Here is a 16,374-nt window from a genome sequence, read left to right as displayed (position 1 = left end):
TGATTGGCCGTCCTCAACGGCGCGAACGTTACGCTTAGAGCCCATCCTTTTCCAGGTGATCGAGATTCACCGGATCACCGCTGTGGGCATCCAGGCGATGACGAATGTCCTCGAACATCTGGTCGAACTCGTCATGTTCGTGGCTGATCAGCACCACGCCCGTCGGCAGACCATGCTTGTGCGCCAGGCGGCTGACCACACTGGCGAAGTTGAAGGCGGTGTCGCGGTGCAGCTCGAAGGATTCCTCGAATGCCGTGCCGTCGACCTCGCCCTTCAAGGTCATGTGCAGCATCGGTCCCTCGGCTGCATCCTGGCGGATGTCGTAATGCAGGTCGATGGCATAGCGCGGGATATCAGCGGTTGCTACGCCGTTACTGCGGTGAAAATGGCCAGGCTCGAACATGATTGTCTCCTGTGGTGGGAAATGACCGAAGCGCCAGTCAACGCCGAACTCCTCACCATAGACAGCCACGGTGCAGGATGATGCGAAAACTAGGCCGCACCATAAAAGGTCATCAAAAGCACCAATAGTGGGCATTTTCGAAACATGCGAGCCGCCGCGAATACCCATCTCAGCGCACTTGATACGCCCGTTTCAACTCAGTGCTCCTTTTCGGCGCGCTCTTGCACCAGTACCCATGGCGCGACGACCACAGCCCACAGGGACGGATCGCGGTTGACCAGATCCTCGGCTCGGGCGTCGGCCAATACCGCGACATCTCCCGCTTCCAGCCAGGCGGCGACCCGCTCCTGACGGTTTTCGGCCACCGCTTCGGCCACCTCGACCAAGTCCTGTTCGCCGTCGACCCACAGCAGCGAGCCGCGGGCGAAGAACGGTTGCAGCTCTTGCCAGGTGATGGGAGCAGTTTCGCCGAGCAATTTGGCATAGAGGGTGCTTGGTTCTTTGTTCATGGCGGTTCCGTATTTCGATGGCCGTTTTTTGACGGCCGTCATGATAACGACGGACGGCTGACAGGCAAGGGACTGTCAACCATCCGGCGGTCAGGAACTAGCCGTATTTCTATACATTTCTTGCAATTACGCGACATTCTTACCGATCTCTTTCGACTGCCGACTTTCCAAGGCGCAAATTCGCGCTCTACACTGTATCGGTACAGTTGCCGGGGATATGGCCGGAAGTCGACTCCGGTTCTGCTGCTTTGGCTACCAGAACTACAACAAAACACAACGAGTGGAGCACTATGAACAACGCTACTAAGCAGATTTCCAAGCTGTTCGCCGCTATGGCCCTGGCTGGTTGCGCCAGCTACTCGGTCGCCGCCGACACCATCAAGATCGCCATGGCCGGCCCGGTGACCGGGGCCGTCGCTCAGTACGGTGAAATGCAGTTCGTCGGCGCCAAGATGGCCATCGAGCAGATCAACAAGGCCGGCGGCGTGAACGGTGCTCAACTCGAAGGCGTGGTCTATGACGACGCGTGCGATCCCAAGCAGGCCGTGGCCGTTGCCAACAAGATCGTCAACGATGGCGCCAAGTTCGTCGTCGGCCACCTGTGCTCCAGCTCCACCCAGCCAGCTTCGGACATCTACGAAGACGAAGGCATCCTGATGATCACCCCGGCTGCCACCAGCCCGGAAATCACCGCCCGCGGCTACGAGCTGATCTTCCGCACCATCGGCCTGGACAGCCTGCAGGGCCCGACTGCCGGCAACTTCATCGCCGACCACATCAAGCCGAAGAACGTCGCCGTCATCCATGACAAGCAGCAGTACGGTGAAGGCATCGCCAGCGCCGTCAAGCAGACCCTGGAATCCAAGGGCGTAAAAGTCGGCGTGTTCGAAGGCATCAACGCCGGCGACAAGGACTTCTCCTCGCTGATCGCCAAGCTCAAGCAGCAGGGCATCGACTTCGTCTACTACGGCGGCTACCACCCGGAACTGGGCCTGCTGCTGCGTCAGTCCAAGGAAAAAGGCCTGGACGTTCGCTTCATGGGCCCCGAAGGCGTAGGCAACAAGGAAATCTCGGCCATCGCCGGCCCGGCTTCCGAAGGCATGCTGGTGACCCTGCCGCAATCCTTCGACCAGGATCCCAAGAACAAGGCACTGGTCGAGGCCTTCAAGGCCAAGAACGAAGACCCGAGCGGTCCATTCGTATTCCCGGCTTACGCTGCCGTACAGGTCATTGCCGAAGGCATCAAGAAGGCCGGCAGCACCGACACCGCCGAAGTAGCCGCAGCCCTGCGCGCCAACACCTTCGAAACCCCGACCGGCACCCTTGGTTTCGACGAGAAGGGCGACCTGAAGAACTTCAACTTCGTGGTCTACGAATGGCACCAGGACGGCACCAAGTCCGAAGCCAAGTAAAGCCCCCCGCCTGAGCCTAAAGCCCACTGCACGTGCAGTGGGCTTTGTTTATTGGAAAGAATCCCGGTTTCGCGCTGCGCCACAAGCGCTGTCGTGCGCGCAAACCCAGGAGTTAGGCAATGCCTGATCTTTATCACTACCTGCAACAGCTGCTCAACGGCCTGACCGTCGGCAGTACCTATGCCCTAATCGCCATTGGCTACACCATGGTTTACGGCATCATCGGCATGATCAACTTCGCCCACGGCGAGGTGTACATGATCGGCTCCTACGTCGCCTTCATTGCCATCACCCTACTGGCGATGATGGGCCTCGACAGCCTGCCGCTGATCATGATCTGCGCCTTCGCGGCGAGCATCATCGTCACCAGTGCTTTCGGTTACAGCATCGAACGGGTCGCCTACAGGCCGCTACGCGGCGGCAACCGGCTGATCCCGCTGATTTCGGCAATCGGCATGTCGATCTTCCTGCAGAACGCCGTAATGCTTTCCCAGGATTCCAAGGACAAGGCCATCAGCAACCCGCTGCCCGGCAACTTCGTGTTCGGGGAAAGCGCCATGAACGGCGTGGTGATCTCCTACATGCAGGTGCTGATCTTCGTGGTCACCTTCCTGACCATGATCGGCCTGACCCTGTTCATCTCTCGCTCTCGCCTGGGCCGCGCCTGCCGCGCCTGCGCCGAAGACCTGAAGATGGCCAACCTGCTGGGCATCAACACCAACAACATCATCGCCCTGACCTTTGTCATCGGCGCCGCCCTGGCGGCCGTCGCGGCCGTGCTGCTGGGCATGCAATACGGCGTGATCAACCCGCACCTGGGCTTCCTGGCCGGCATCAAGGCGTTCACCGCGGCGGTACTTGGCGGCATCGGCAGCATTCCGGGCGCCGTGCTCGGCGGCCTGGTACTCGGCGTGGCCGAAGCCTTCGGCGCCGACATCTTCGGTGACCAGTACAAGGACGTCGTGGCCTTCAGCCTGCTGGTACTGGTGCTGCTGTTCCGCCCGACCGGTATTCTCGGCCGTCCGGAGGTTGAAAAGGTATGAGCAAGAACCTCAAGACTGCCCTGTTCAGCAGCATTCTCCTGCTACTGATCTCCTACCCGATTCTCGGCCTCAAGCTCAGCGTCGTCGGCATCAGCCTGCAGGTACAGGGTGCCAGCGCGCAAACCCTGTGGACCATCGGCATCGCCGCCGCGCTGCTGTTCATCTGGCACCTGGTGCTGCGTGATCGCCTGCTTGGCGGGGAGAAGCTCAAGGGCGCGCTGCCGAGCATGCCGGCGAACCTCAAGGACACCCTGACCCTGCCCAGCGTGCAGCGCTGGATCATGCTGGCGCTGTTCGTGGTGGCCCTGGCCTGGCCGTTCTTCGGCTCCCGCGCGGCGGTGGACATCGCCACGCTGATCCTCATCTACGTGATGCTGGGCATCGGCCTGAACATCGTGGTCGGCCTCGCCGGCCTGCTCGACCTGGGTTACGTCGGCTTCTACGCCGTGGGTGCCTACACCTACGCGCTGCTCGCCGAGTACGCCGGTTTCGGCTTCTGGACGGCATTGCCGATAGCGGGCCTGATGGCTGCCACCTTCGGCTGCCTGTTGGGCTTCCCGGTGCTCCGGCTACGGGGCGACTACCTGGCCATCGTGACCCTGGGGTTCGGCGAGATCATCCGCATCATGCTGCGCAACCTCACCGACATCACCGGCGGCCCGAACGGCATCAGCTCGATTCCCAAGCCGGAACTGTTCGGCCTGTCGCTGGATCGCCGCGCGCCGGATGGCGGCCAGACCCTGCATGATTTCCTCGGTATCGCCTACAACTCCACCTACAAGGTGATCTTTCTCTATCTGATCGCCCTGCTGCTGGTGCTGCTGGCCATCTTCGTGATCAACCGCCTGATGCGCATGCCGATCGGCCGCGCCTGGGAAGCGTTGCGTGAAGACGAAATCGCCTGCCGCGCCCTGGGCCTCAACCCGACCACGGTCAAGCTCTCGGCCTTTACCATCGGCGCCAGCTTCGCCGGTTTCGCCGGCAGCTTCTTCGCCGCCCGTCAGGGCCTGGTGACGCCGGAGTCGTTCACCTTCATCGAGTCGGCGATGATCCTCGCCATCGTGGTGCTCGGCGGCATGGGCTCGCAGCTCGGCATCATCTTCGCCGCGGTGGTGATGACCCTGCTGCAGGAAATGCGCGACTTCAACGAGTACCGCATGCTGATATTCGGCCTGACCATGATCGTGATGATGATCTGGCGTCCGCAGGGCCTGATGCCCATGCAGCGCCCCCACCTGGAGTTGAAACAACGATGAGCCGCCCGATTCTAGAAGTGAGCGGCCTGTCCATGCGTTTTGGCGGTCTGCTGGCCGTCAACGGGGTCAGCCTCTCGGTCAATGAAAAACAGGTGGTGTCGATGATCGGCCCGAACGGCGCCGGCAAGACCACCGTGTTCAACTGCCTGACCGGTTTCTACAAACCGACCTCGGGCAGCATCCGCCTCAACGGTGAACAGATCGAAGGCCTGCCGGGCCACAAGATCGCCCGCAAGGGGGTGGTGCGTACCTTCCAGAACGTTCGCCTGTTCAAGGAAATGACCGCGGTGGAAAACCTGCTGGTCGCTCAGCACCGCCACATCAACACCAACTTCCTCTCCGGGCTGTTCAAGACCCCGGCGTTTCGCCGCAGCGAGCGCGAGGCCATGGACTATGCCGCCCATTGGCTGGAGCAGGTCAACCTGACCGAATTCGCCAACCGCCCGGCCGGCACCCTGGCCTACGGTCAGCAGCGCCGCCTGGAAATCGCCCGCTGCATGATGACCCGGCCGAGCATCCTGATGCTCGACGAACCGGCCGCCGGCCTCAACCCGCGGGAAACCGACGACCTGAAAGCGCTGATCGGCGTGCTGCGTGACGAGCACAACGTGACCGTGCTGCTGATCGAACACGACATGAAGCTGGTCATGAGCATTTCCGACCATATCTTCGTGATCAACCAGGGCACGCCCCTGGCCGACGGCACGCCGGAGCAGATCCGCGACAATCCGGACGTGATCAAAGCCTACCTGGGGGAAGCGTAATGCTGTATTTCGACAACGTTTCCACCTTCTACGGCAAGATCCAGGCGCTGCACGGCGTCAGCGTGGAAGTGCGCCAGGGCGAGATCGTCACCCTGATCGGCGCCAACGGCGCCGGCAAGTCCACCCTGCTGATGACCCTGTGCGGGACGCCCCAGGCCACCAGCGGCAGCATCCGTTACCAGGGTGAAGAGCTGGTCGGCATGGAAACCCCGCTGATCATGCGCAAGAGCATTGCGGTGGTGCCGGAAGGCCGCCGCGTGTTCGCCCGCCTGACCGTCGAGGAAAACCTCGCCATGGGCGGCTTCTTCGGCAGCAAGGCGGACAATCAGGAGCAACTGGACAAGGTGCTGCACCTGTTCCCGCGCCTGAAGGAACGCCTGGTGCAGCGCGCCGGCACCATGTCCGGTGGCGAACAGCAGATGCTCGCCATTGGCCGTGCGCTGATGAGCAAGCCCAAGCTGCTGCTGCTCGACGAACCATCGCTGGGCCTGGCACCGATCATCATCCAGCAGATCTTCGACATCATCGAACAGCTGCGCAAGGACGGGGTGACGGTGTTCCTGGTCGAGCAGAACGCCAACCAGGCGCTCAAGCTCGCCGACCGTGGCTACGTGCTTGAGAACGGGCGGATCGTCATGCAGGGCAGTGGCCATGAGTTGCTGAATGATCCAAAGGTGCGTGACGCCTACCTGGGCGGCTAGAAAACTACCTACGTTGCCATCGCTGCGTTGAAAGCAGGCTAAAAATGCTCATGTACAGCTCGTACACTCCGCTTTTTAGCCTGCTTTCGCCTTGCGCTGACTGCCTCGCCTACGTTTTCGTACCTCTGTACCAGAGCAGGGGACATTTACCCTGAACGATGCCCGGCGCGCTCCAGTCCCAATACTGAACGGACAAAACAGGAGTCGCACCATGCTGAAGTTTCTGGGCAGCACCATCGGCATCATCTTCCTGATCGGCCTGCTGGTCGTGATCGGTATCTTCTCGCTGATCTTCTGATCACCCCATCCATAAGCCGGGCACCCTGCCCGGCTTTTTTCATGCCGCGCGCATGAGTCTCTGCGCAACGGTACAATGGGCATCACTTCGCTGACGATGCTCCGCCATGACCGCTCCCCTTCGCCTGTCCAAACGCCTGATCGAACTCACCGGCTGTTCACGCCGCGAGGCTGAACTCTATATCGAAGGCGGCTGGGTCACGGTCGACGGTGAGGTGGTGGACGAGCCACAGCGCAAGGTCACCGACGAAAGCGTCGCCCTGCTTCCGGACGCCGTTGCCGAGCCGCTGACGCCGGTTACTCTGCTGTTACATATCCCCAGCGGACGTTTCCCTGAACGTGCTGCCGAAGAAATCGGCCCGGATAGCCGCTGGCCCGACGACCGCGCCGAGCAACGCACCCTGAAGGGGCACTTCGCTCGCCTGACCCCCTGCATTCCCCTGCAGGCCGGCGCCGATGGCCTGCACGTGCTGACCCAAGACTGGCGCACCGAGCGCAAGTTGCGCGAAGACCTGGCCAAGCTCGAGCAGGAGTACGTGGTGGAGGTCAGCGGCGAGCTGTCCGAACGCGACCTCAAGCGCCTCAACCAGGGCCTGGTGTTCAACGGCACGCCACTGGCGCCCTGCAAGGTCAGCTGGCAGAACGAAACCCGCCTGCGCTTCGCCCTCAAGAACCCGCTGCCCGGCCAGCTGGTATTCATGTGCAACAGCGTCGGCCTCAAGGTGCTGGGCCTCAAACGCATCCGCATCGGCGGCGTGCCCATGGGCAAGGTTCCGCCGGGCCAGTGGCGCTACCTGGGTGCCAAGGAACGCTTCTGAGCCACGCCATTGCCTTTCACAGGGATGCGCCGCGCTGGCGCGCCCGCCATCAGGAATATCCATGATCAACAACGATGTACTGCGCAGCCTGCGCTATATGCTCGACATCAGCGACCAACAGCTGGCCGAGATCGTCCAGCTTGGCGGCCATTCGGTGAGCGAGCAGGAAATCGCCGCCGTGCTGAAAAAGGACGACGAGCCCGGTTTCCTGCCGTGCAGCGATGAGCTGCTGGCCCATGCTCTCGACGGCCTGGTTTACTTCAAGCGCGGCAAGGATGACAGCCGCCCGGCGCCGGCGCTGGAGCTGCCGGTGAGCAACAACCAGGTGCTGAAGAAACTGCGTGTGGCCTTCGAGCTGAAGGAAGACGATATCCATACCATCATGCGCAGCGTCGATTTCGTGGTGTCGAAACCGGAAATGAGCGCACTGTTCCGCAAGGCCGGTACCAGCAATTACCGTCCCTGCGGCGATCAGTTCCTGCGCAACTTTCTCAAGGGCCTGACCCAGCGCCTGCGTGACTGACACGCCATGAATCATCAGGTCTCGCCCATCGGCTACGTGCGCTCCTGCTTCAAGGAGAAGTTCGCTATTCCCCGGCAACCGCAACTGGCGCCCGCCGCACGCGGCGTGCTGGAACTGTGCCCGCCATTCGATGGCGGCGACGCGGTCCAGGGCCTGGAGAAGGTCAGCCACGTGTGGCTGCTGTTCCTGTTCCACCAGGCGCTGGAAGACAAACCGCGCCTCAAGGTGCGGCCGCCGCGCCTGGGCGGCAACCGCGCCATCGGTGTGTTCGCCACCCGGGCGACCCATCGCCCCAACGGCATTGGCCAGTCGGTGGTGAAACTGGAGAAAGTCGATCAGGATCGCCTGTGGCTGTCCGGCATCGACCTGCTCGACGGCACCCCGGTGCTCGACGTCAAACCCTACGTGCCCTATGCGGACAACGTGCCGGGCGCCCACAATCACATCGCGACCGATGCACCAGCGCAAATTGATGTGCTCTGGCAGGACAGCGCATTGGACAGCGCCCGCAGTCACGCCCTGCGCCTGGGCGAACCGCTGGTAGAGCTGATCGAGCAATGCCTGGCCCAGGATCCACGCCCGGCCTATCAGCAGCCCACGCCCGAACGTCGCTATGGGGTACGTTTGTGGGACGTCGATGTGCACTGGCATTACCCGCAGTCGGGCTGCATCAAGGTGCTGGCTATCACCATGCCCTGACGGCGTGCGGGTACTCTCTGCAGCGGAGGGTTTAAGGCAGAAACGGTCATTCAGCGATTGCGTGGGAGCGGCTTTAGCCGCGAGCTCTTTACGTTCCATGCGAGAGTTGGGCTTGCCAGCGTTATCGCGTTGTTCATACGTTCGGTTCCGCTCTGACGAGCGGGTTTCTTTTGGCATCGCCCCAAAAGAAACCAAAAGGTCTAGCCCCGACATCCGGCCCCAGCTCCGCTGGGGTTCCCTCGCTTCATCATTGCTCCGAGGGCCCGCCGCGAAGGGCCGTCCCTGGCCCATCGCGGCTCTCGCGACATCCATGTCGCTCAACCCTCTCCACAATGATTCCGCTCGGCCTCCTGAAGGGGCGATTGGTATCGCCTGATAATTTTGTGGCATGAGGAGCACCAAAAAGGCAAAGCGGTCGGCCGTCCGCTTCGCCACATCGTTGCCTCAACACAAGCACCGACACTTTCCTGCAGACGAAAAAAATCCGCAGCCATCGCTGGCTGCGGATTCGGGATCGTCAGTCGATCAGGCGCCGGCTTTCTGCACGGCATCCTTGATCAGGGTCTGCAGCTCACCCTTTTCGTACATTTCCAGCAGGATGTCGCTGCCGCCGACCAGCTCACCGGCCACCCACAGTTGCGGGAAGGTCGGCCAGTTGGCGTACTTGGGCAGGTTGGCGCGGATTTCCGGGTTCTGCAGGATGTCGACATAGGCGAACTTCTCGCCGCAGCCCATCAGCGCCTGGGAAGCACGGGCGGAGAAACCGCACTGCGGCGCATTCGGCGAGCCTTTCATGTACAGCAGAACGGTGTTGTTGGCGATCTGCTCTTTGATGGTTTCGATGATATCCATTAGGCACCTCAGAACTGGACTATCCGACTCGTGGGTCGATACGGTGCGCGCATTGTAACCAAAAGCCGAGCGCAATGCTCAGTCGTGCAGACGCACCGCACCTGATTCAAGCCGCCACCACGTCCACCGGCACGCCATTGAGCGCAGCGTTGCCGGACAGCGCGTCGAGCAGACGTTCGTCGGTCAGGTCATTGGCACTAACCCCGGGGGTCGCCTGGGCGATGCTCATCTGCACGCCGGGGCGGCCGTGCCCCCAACCGTGGGGCAGGCTGACCACGCCCGGCATCATCTCGGCGCTGCCGAGTACCTCGACTTCCAGCACGCCGACCCGCGAACGCACGCTGACCCGCTGGCCATCGGTGAGCCCACGTTGCGCCAGGTCCTGGGGGTGCATCAGCAACTGATGGCGCGGTTTGCCCTTCACCAACCGGTGATAGTTGTGCATCCAGGAATTGTTGCTGCGTACATGGCGGCGACCGATCAGCAGCAGTTGGCCGTCAGCCGACGCCGGCTGCGCCACGAAACGCTGCAGGTCCTCCAGCAGTAGCGCGGGAGCGATCTGCACCCTGCCATCGACGGTTTTCAGGCGTGGCGCCAGGTTGGGTCTCAGTGGGCCGATATCCAGGCCATGGGGATGCGCCAGCAAGGTCTGCAATGACAGCTTGAGCGGCGAGCGATCGCCATAGGGCCCCATCCGCAGGCCCAGGTCGATCATCTGCGCCGGCGGCTGCGTCGGCTTCAACGTGGCCCCCGTCTGCGCCGCGAAGGCCTGCGCCAACCCGACGAAAATTTCCCAGTCATCCAGCGCGCCCTCGGGCTTGGGCAGCACTGCCTGATTGAAGCGGGTGACATTGCGCACGGCGAACAGGTTGAAGGTGGTGTCGTAGTGGTCATGCTCCAGCGGCGCGGTGGACGGCAGGATCAGATCGGCATGCCGGGTGGTTTCGTTGATGTACAGGTCCACGCTGAGCATGAACTCCAGGCCCTCGAGGCCACGCTCCAGCTGACGGCCGTTGGGCGTGGACAGCACCGGGTTACCGGCCACGGTGATCAGCGCCCGCACCTGCCCATCCCCCGGGGTGAGCATTTCCTCGGCCAGGGCGCTGACCGGCAGCTCGCCGCCATATTCCGCAAGCCTGGATACTCGGCTCTGCCAGCGATTGAAGTGCCCGCCAGAGGTGGCACCCACCAGATCCACCGCGGGCTCGGTGCACAGCGCCCCCCCCTCGCGATCCAGGTTGCCGGTCACCAGGTTGATCACCTGCACCAGCCATTGGCACAGGGTGCCGAACACCTGGGTCGAGACACCCATGCGCCCGTAACAGACGGCGCGCTCGGCCGCGGTGAAATCGCGGGCCAGTTGGCGGATCATCCCCGCCGGTATGCCGCAGCGGGCAGCCATCTCATCCACGCCGAACGGCAAGAGCGCATGGCGCAGCTCATCCAGTCCCGCCACCGGCAAGTGACTGGCGCGCCCCAGCCCTTCCTCGAACAGCGTGTTGAGCATACCCAGCAGCAAGGCGGCGTCCTGCCCAGGGCGAATGAACAGGTGTTGATCGGCGATGGCCGCGGTTTCGGTATGGCGCGGGTCGACCACCACCAGCTTGCCGCCGCGGGCCTGGATGGCCTTGAGGCGCTTTTCCACATCCGGCACGGTCATCAGGCTGCCGTTGGACGCCAGCGGGTTGCCGCCGAGAATCAGCATGAAGTCGGTGTGGTCGATATCCGGGACGGGGATCAGGAAACCGTGGCCATACATCAGGTGGCAGGTCAGGTGATGGGGCAGTTGATCGACCGAGGTGGCGGAATAGCGGTTGCGGGTCTTGAGCAGGCCGAGGAAGTAGTTGCTGTGGGTCATCAACCCATAGTTGTGCACGCTGGGGTTGCCCTGATAGACCGCCACCGCATTCTGCCCGTGGGCTGCCTGCACGGCGGCCAGGCGGCTGGCGGCGAATTCGAAGGCCTCCTGCCAGCTGATGGCTTCCCAGCTGTCGCCGGTACGGCGCATGGGCTGGCGCAGGCGATCCGGGTCGTTCTGGATGTCCTGCAGGGCGACCGCCTTCGGGCAGATATGGCCGCGGCTGAACGGATCGTCGCGGTCGCCCTTGATGGCGCGTACCTGGGGCCGCCCATCGGCAGCCTGCTCGATTTCCAGGGTCAGCCCGCAGATGGCCTCGCACAGGTGGCAGGCACGGTGATGGAGGGTCGTGGTCATGGCCAGCCTCGCTTTATTGTCAAAGGCCCATCATGGGCGCCAGCGCCGCTGCGTACCAGCAGCTTCAGCGCCATGAATCGCGGGCCATCAGGGCCATGCATCAGGCCGCCCGGAGGCCTGAAAGGCCCGTCACATCTGGCAATCCGGGCAAATTTGCGCCTAGGCGTCATTTACTTATAAGATCGGCGGCTTCCCGTTTCGTCGCCCTGTGCGGCCCCCAGCCGCAGGTTCTCGCGTTTTTGCTGAAAAAAGAGCCTGCGCCCTGTATGTCAAAAGGTAGTTAACGATGAGCGCAAGACACTTTCTCTCGCTGAAGGACTGCACACCGGACGAACTGGTGGGCCTGATCCGACGCGGCATGGAGCTGAAAGGCTTGCGCAACAGCGGCGTGCTGTTCGAACCCCTGCGCAATCGCGTGCTGGGCATGATCTTCGAAAAGGCCTCGACCCGTACCCGCGTGTCCTTCGAAGCCGGCATGATCCAGCTCGGCGGCCAGGCCATCTTCCTGTCACCGCGTGACACCCAGCTGGGCCGCGGCGAGCCGATCGCCGACTCGGCCATCGTCATGTCGCGCATGCTCGATGCGATCATGATCCGCACCTTCGCCCACAGCACCCTGACCGAGTTCGCCGCCAACTCCCGCGTGCCGGTGATCAACGGCCTGTCGGACGATCTGCACCCCTGCCAGCTGCTGGCCGACATGCAGACCTTTCTCGAGCACCGCGGCAGCATCGTCGGCAAGACCGCCGCCTGGATCGGCGACGGCAACAACATGTGCAACTCCTATATAGAAGCGGCCATGCAGTTCGATTTCACCCTGCATGTCGCCTGTCCGGAAGGCTACGAGCCGAGCGCTGCCCTGCTGGCCGAAGCCGGCGCGCGGGTGAGGATCTTCCGCGACCCGCGCGAGGCGGTGGCCGGTGCCCACCTGGTGAGCACCGACGTGTGGGCCTCCATGGGCCAGGAAGAGGAAATCGCCGAGCGTCACAAGCTGTTCGCGCCCTATCAGGTGAACCGCGCCCTGCTCGACGCCGCCGACGAGAACGTGCTGTTCCTGCATTGCCTGCCGGCCCACCGTGGCGAGGAAATCAGCGTCGACCTGCTCGACGACCCGCGCTCGGCGGCCTGGGACCAGGCGGAGAACCGCCTGCATGCGCAGAAGGCACTGCTCGAATTCCTGGTCGAACCGGCGTACCACCACGCATGAGCCAGGCGATGCTGTTGAGCCTGCGCAACCTGGGTTGCGGTTACGGTGACCAGCGCATCGTGCAGCAGCTGAACCTGCACCTCAACGCCGGGGAAATCGGTTGCCTGCTCGGCCCTTCCGGTTGCGGCAAAACCACCACCCTGCGCGCCATCGCCGGCTTCGAGCCGGTGCTGGAAGGTGAAATCGCCCTGGCCGGCGAGGTGATCTCCCGCCCTGGCTTCACCCTGGCGCCGGAGAGGCGCCGTATCGGCATGGTATTTCAGGACTACGCCCTGTTCCCCCACCTGAGCGTGGCACAGAACGTGTCCTTCGGCATTCGCAAGCAGCCCGACTGCGAGCAGCTGACCCGCGAGCTGCTGGAGCTGGTCAAGCTCGACCACCTGAGCAAGCGTCATCCGAACGAGCTGTCCGGCGGGCAGCAGCAGCGCGTCGCCCTGGCCCGTGCCCTGGCCACCAACCCGCAGTTGCTGCTGCTCGACGAGCCGTTCTCCAACCTCGACGGCGAACTGCGCCGACGCCTCAGCCATGAGGTGCGCGACATTCTCATGGCCCGTGGCACCAGCGCCATTCTGGTCACCCATGACCAGGAGGAAGCCTTTGCCGTCAGCGATCAGGTCGGTGTGTTCAGGGCCGGGCACCTGGAGCAATGGGACACGCCGTTCAACCTCTACCACGAGCCGCAGACGCCCTTCGTTGCCAGTTTTATCGGCCAGGGTTACTTCATTCGTGGCCAGCTATTGGCGCCCGACGAGGTGCAGACCGAGCTGGGCGTGATCCGCGGCAATCGTGCCTATGCCTGGCCGGTTGGCAGCGCGGTGGATGTGCTGCTGCGCCCGGACGATATCGTCCGCGACCCACAGAGCGCGCAAAAGGCCAAGATCGTCGGCAAGAGCTTTCTCGGCGCCGCCACCCTGTATCGCCTGCAGTTGCCCACCGGCAGCCAGCTGGAAGCGTTGTTCCCCAGCCACGCCGATCACCTGCCTGGTGAACAGGTGGGTATCCGCGTTGCCGCCGATCACCTGGTGGCCTTCGCTGCTGCCGGCAGCGTGGCGGCGCCCTCCACGCTGGAGCGGGCGGACTAGAGGTATAGCTGGCCACTACTCACCACCCGGGCCTGCCCAGCGATCGCTACCCGCTCGCCATTCAGACGGCACCACAGAAAGCCCCCGCGAGCGCCGCCCTGGTAGGCGCTCAGCTCCGCCTTACCCAACTGCTGCACCCAGTACGGCGTGAGGATGCAGTGCGCCGAACCGGTAACCGGATCCTCGTCGATGCCCACCGCCGGCGCGAAGTTGCGCGACACGAAATCGACCGTCTCGCCTTTCGCCGTAACGATCACCGCCGACCAGGGCAATTGCGCCAGCGCACGCAGATCGGGCTGGCAGGCCCGTACCGCGGCCGCGGATTCGAGTACCACCAGCAGTTGCGGCGCATCCAGCACGGCAACCGGCACCTGCCCGAGAATTTCTGCCAACCCCCGGGGCGTGGCAATCGGCGTCGGCTGCACGCAGGGAAAATCCAGCACCAGGCGATCACCTTCGCGGCCGACCGACAAGGTGCCGTCCACATAGTCGAAATCGATACGCTCACCCGGCTCGCCATGGCATTCGAACAAGGCATGGGCGCTGGCCAGCGTGGCATGCCCGCACAGCGGTACTTCGGTGGTCGGCGTGAACCAGCGGATGCGCCAGGCTATGCCCTCCTTCACCACGAACGCGGTTTCGGCCAGGTTGTGCTCGGCGGCGATCTGCTGCATCAGCCCATCCTCGAGCCAGTGCTCGAGGCGATAGACCACCGCCGGGTTGCCCGCGAAGGGCTTGTCGCTGAAGGCGTCGATTTGATGAAAAGGCAGGAGCATCGGGATTTCCTCTAGGCGGCAGATAGGCTCAGCATGCCTGCATCGCATCGCCTGGCTGCGATACAGCGCGCCGCCATTACGGCGCAACAGTGCAATCAGGGCTGCGTGTGGATACCGTAGCGCTGCAGCAAGGCGTCGAGACGGCCATCCTGCCGGTAACGCCGCACACCCTCGTCGAAGATGTCGCGGTAGCGGGCGCTGGAGGGCAGCGCCGGGGAGAACGCGATGTAGATCGGCACGTCCGGCACCCGGCAGCCGACCTGAACCAGGTCGTCATGATTGCCGTGCTGATCCTGATACAAGGCCATGACCCAGGTGTTTTCCAGCAAGGCATCCAGGCGCCCCAGTTCGACCTTGCGCACGTTCAGCGCCAGTGCCTGCTCGCCGGCGGCGAGCTGCAATCGCTCCTGTTCTCGCTGATAACGGCGGATGTACTCATCGAGCTCCTGGCCGTAGCTGTAGCCGTTGATCACGCCCAGACGAATCCCGGCGAGCGAATCCAACCCGGTATAGCGCCAGGTGCTGTCGGCTCGGGCATAGAAACAGTTGCGGGAGATACCTGGCGCCGACCGGCCGAAGAGAAAGTCCGGCGCGTCGCGCACGCCAGCGCCGACCAAGGCGTTGGCGCGGCCGCTGCGCACGTCCTGCACGGCGCGCGCCCAGTTGGTGACGCGGTATTCGACCTGAATGCCGGCCTCGGCAAAGATCTGCATGGCCAGCTCGACGAAGATGCCGGGGCGCTCGGCATCCTGCGCGCAATTGACAGGGCACCAGACGTCGGCCTCCATGACCAGGGTTTCAGCCCTGGCGCAGGCGCTGCTCAGCAGCAAAGCCGCCAACAGGCCTCCCGTCACCCAACCAACGCCTTTCACTGTTCGCCTAGCCTCCTGCCGATGCGGGCGCCGTTACCGCCCCACTCCATGATACGCCGCACCCGGCCCTGTCAGGGAAGCGCGGCGGCGATGCCGACAGTGCCAGTGTCTGGCCTTCGCTTCAAGCTCGGCGCGCGCTGATGCGGCCGGCGCAACCCATGGTGCCGGGCGGATCAGCGACCGATATCGGCGAACTGCGCCTGGGTATGTTCGGCCAGGACCTCGGCGCTCAACTCGACCTCCAGCCCGCGCCGCCCGGCACTGACATAGATGGCGGAGAAACCCCTGGCGCTGCTATCGATAAAGGTCCGCAGGCGCTTCTTCTGGCCCAGCGGGCTGATGCCGCCGACCAGATACCCGGTCGCGCGCTGCGCGGCGTCGACCGGCGCCATGTCCACCTTCTTCACCCCGGCCGCGTGGGCCAGGGCCTTGAGGTCCAGGCTGCCGACCACCGGCACCACCGCCACCAGCAACTCCCCTTTCTCGCTGGCCACCAACAACGTCTTGAACACCTGAGCCGGCTCAAGGTCTAGCTTCTCGGCCGCTTCCAGGCCATAGGAAGCCGCCTTGGGATCATGTTCATAGCTATGGATTCGATGCGCGGCACGAACCTTCTTCAACAGATTCAATGCGGGTGTCATGCAGGCTCCGGAAGGCGTGGGAAACGTCCGGCGATTCTAGCGCCACGACCGGCGAAACGCTGCGCCAATCGGCGGCCGCCGAGGAAACTTGTTTCACAACGGAACCTATCAGTCGCGAAACTGACCTATTGAACTGTATGCGCGATTGATATCGAAAATATCCACCCTTTGAGGGGTTCGATTTTTGACAATATGCGCAAACCAGATCTACTTTTTTCGATTACGAACATCCAGAGACCCTTACCCCGATGGCAATGGTGCAAACGCCGCCCTAATCCCGCAGTGGGCCGCCGTACCTGACACC

General features: G+C 63.2%; 17 protein-coding genes. 10 read left to right on the top strand and 7 right to left on the bottom strand.

Translation table 11 applies throughout. From position 1 onward, the window contains the following. Positions 1-34 precede the first annotated feature (34 nt). Together SA190iCDA_RS09035 and SA190iCDA_RS09030 are read right to left on the bottom strand one after the other, a co-directional pair. Positions 35-403, bottom strand: coding sequence for a DUF5064 family protein (locus SA190iCDA_RS09035; protein WP_070886631.1), 369 nt, complete (start codon positions 401-403; stop codon positions 35-37). Positions 404-600: 197 nt separating this feature from the next. Next, complete coding sequence (locus SA190iCDA_RS09030) at positions 601-912, bottom strand: DUF2288 domain-containing protein (protein WP_070886630.1); 312 nt, start codon at positions 910-912, stop codon at positions 601-603. A 290-nt stretch (positions 913-1,202) separates the two neighbouring features. On the opposite strand from SA190iCDA_RS09030, the gene SA190iCDA_RS09025 reads away from it, so the two are divergent. The 8 genes from SA190iCDA_RS09025 to tsaA all read left to right on the top strand — a co-directional run bounded on the left by SA190iCDA_RS09025 (position 1,203) and on the right by tsaA (position 8,425). Beyond that, the gene (locus SA190iCDA_RS09025) at positions 1,203-2,324 is read left to right on the top strand and encodes a branched-chain amino acid ABC transporter substrate-binding protein (protein WP_070886629.1); all 1,122 of its coding nucleotides are present in this window, start codon (positions 1,203-1,205) and stop codon (positions 2,322-2,324) included. 119 nt (positions 2,325-2,443) lie between these two features. After that, positions 2,444-3,367: a high-affinity branched-chain amino acid ABC transporter permease LivH gene (livH, locus tag SA190iCDA_RS09020; protein WP_070886628.1), complete on the top strand. Its 924-nt coding sequence runs from the start codon at positions 2,444-2,446 to the stop codon at positions 3,365-3,367. Further along, positions 3,364-4,623 (top strand): high-affinity branched-chain amino acid ABC transporter permease LivM, encoded by a 1,260-nt coding sequence (locus tag SA190iCDA_RS09015; RefSeq protein ID WP_070886627.1) that lies wholly within the window; start codon positions 3,364-3,366, stop codon positions 4,621-4,623. The genes livH and SA190iCDA_RS09015 overlap by 4 nt, the downstream gene beginning before the upstream one ends. After that, the gene (gene livG / locus SA190iCDA_RS09010) at positions 4,620-5,387 is read left to right on the top strand and encodes a high-affinity branched-chain amino acid ABC transporter ATP-binding protein LivG (RefSeq protein WP_070886626.1); all 768 of its coding nucleotides are present in this window, start codon (positions 4,620-4,622) and stop codon (positions 5,385-5,387) included. Before SA190iCDA_RS09015 ends, livG begins: the two co-directional genes overlap by 4 nt. Next, positions 5,387-6,088, top strand: a complete 702-nt coding sequence (locus SA190iCDA_RS09005) for an ABC transporter ATP-binding protein (RefSeq protein WP_070886625.1) — start codon at positions 5,387-5,389, stop codon at positions 6,086-6,088. Before livG ends, SA190iCDA_RS09005 begins: the two co-directional genes overlap by 1 nt. A 404-nt stretch (positions 6,089-6,492) precedes the next feature. Beyond that, a complete protein-coding gene (locus SA190iCDA_RS09000; protein WP_070886624.1) occupies positions 6,493-7,203 on the top strand; it encodes an rRNA pseudouridine synthase in 711 nt (236 codons plus the stop codon). Between the two features lie 61 nt (positions 7,204-7,264). Beyond that, complete coding sequence (locus SA190iCDA_RS08995) at positions 7,265-7,726, top strand: DUF1456 family protein (protein ID WP_070886623.1); 462 nt, start codon at positions 7,265-7,267, stop codon at positions 7,724-7,726. Positions 7,727-7,732: 6 nt separating this feature from the next. After that, positions 7,733-8,425 (top strand): tRNA (N6-threonylcarbamoyladenosine(37)-N6)-methyltransferase TrmO, encoded by a 693-nt coding sequence (tsaA, locus tag SA190iCDA_RS08990; RefSeq protein ID WP_070886622.1) that lies wholly within the window; start codon positions 7,733-7,735, stop codon positions 8,423-8,425. Between the two features lie 525 nt (positions 8,426-8,950). Here tsaA and grxD read toward each other — a convergent pair. Then, positions 8,951-9,277 carry a Grx4 family monothiol glutaredoxin gene (gene grxD, locus SA190iCDA_RS08985; RefSeq protein WP_070886621.1) on the bottom strand — a complete coding sequence of 109 codons (327 nt, stop codon included), beginning with the start codon at positions 9,275-9,277 and terminating at the stop codon, positions 8,951-8,953. Between the two features lie 106 nt (positions 9,278-9,383). Next, positions 9,384-11,492: a molybdopterin oxidoreductase family protein gene (locus SA190iCDA_RS08980; protein ID WP_070886620.1), complete on the bottom strand. Its 2,109-nt coding sequence runs from the start codon at positions 11,490-11,492 to the stop codon at positions 9,384-9,386. A 286-nt stretch (positions 11,493-11,778) separates the two neighbouring features. Here SA190iCDA_RS08980 and argF point away from each other — a divergent pair, with 286 nt between their 5' ends. Then, positions 11,779-12,699: an ornithine carbamoyltransferase gene (gene argF, locus SA190iCDA_RS08975; RefSeq protein WP_070886619.1), complete on the top strand. Its 921-nt coding sequence runs from the start codon at positions 11,779-11,781 to the stop codon at positions 12,697-12,699. Next, a complete protein-coding gene (locus SA190iCDA_RS08970; protein WP_070886618.1) occupies positions 12,696-13,781 on the top strand; it encodes an ABC transporter ATP-binding protein in 1,086 nt (361 codons plus the stop codon). Before argF ends, SA190iCDA_RS08970 begins: the two co-directional genes overlap by 4 nt. Here SA190iCDA_RS08970 and SA190iCDA_RS08965 read toward each other — a convergent pair. The 3 genes from SA190iCDA_RS08965 to ybaK form a co-directional block, all read right to left on the bottom strand. Continuing rightward, positions 13,778-14,557, bottom strand: coding sequence for a PhzF family phenazine biosynthesis protein (locus SA190iCDA_RS08965; RefSeq protein ID WP_070886617.1), 780 nt, complete (start codon positions 14,555-14,557; stop codon positions 13,778-13,780). The two genes, SA190iCDA_RS08970 and SA190iCDA_RS08965, sit on opposite strands and share 4 nt — an antisense overlap. Positions 14,558-14,652: 95 nt before the next feature. Further along, a complete protein-coding gene (locus SA190iCDA_RS08960; RefSeq protein WP_236101140.1) occupies positions 14,653-15,396 on the bottom strand; it encodes a substrate-binding periplasmic protein in 744 nt (247 codons plus the stop codon). A gap of 206 nt (positions 15,397-15,602) precedes the next feature. After that, on the bottom strand, positions 15,603-16,070 hold the full coding sequence (gene ybaK / locus SA190iCDA_RS08955) for a Cys-tRNA(Pro) deacylase (RefSeq protein ID WP_070886615.1): 468 nt from the start codon (positions 16,068-16,070) through the stop codon (positions 15,603-15,605). Positions 16,071-16,374: the final 304 nt, after the last annotated feature.

It is taken from the genome of Pseudomonas argentinensis (assembly GCF_001839655.2).
Classification (GTDB): domain Bacteria; phylum Pseudomonadota; class Gammaproteobacteria; order Pseudomonadales; family Pseudomonadaceae; genus Aquipseudomonas; species Aquipseudomonas argentinensis_B.
Note: the sequence above shows the minus strand (reverse complement) of the source record. Positions and strands in the feature narration are given on the sequence as shown.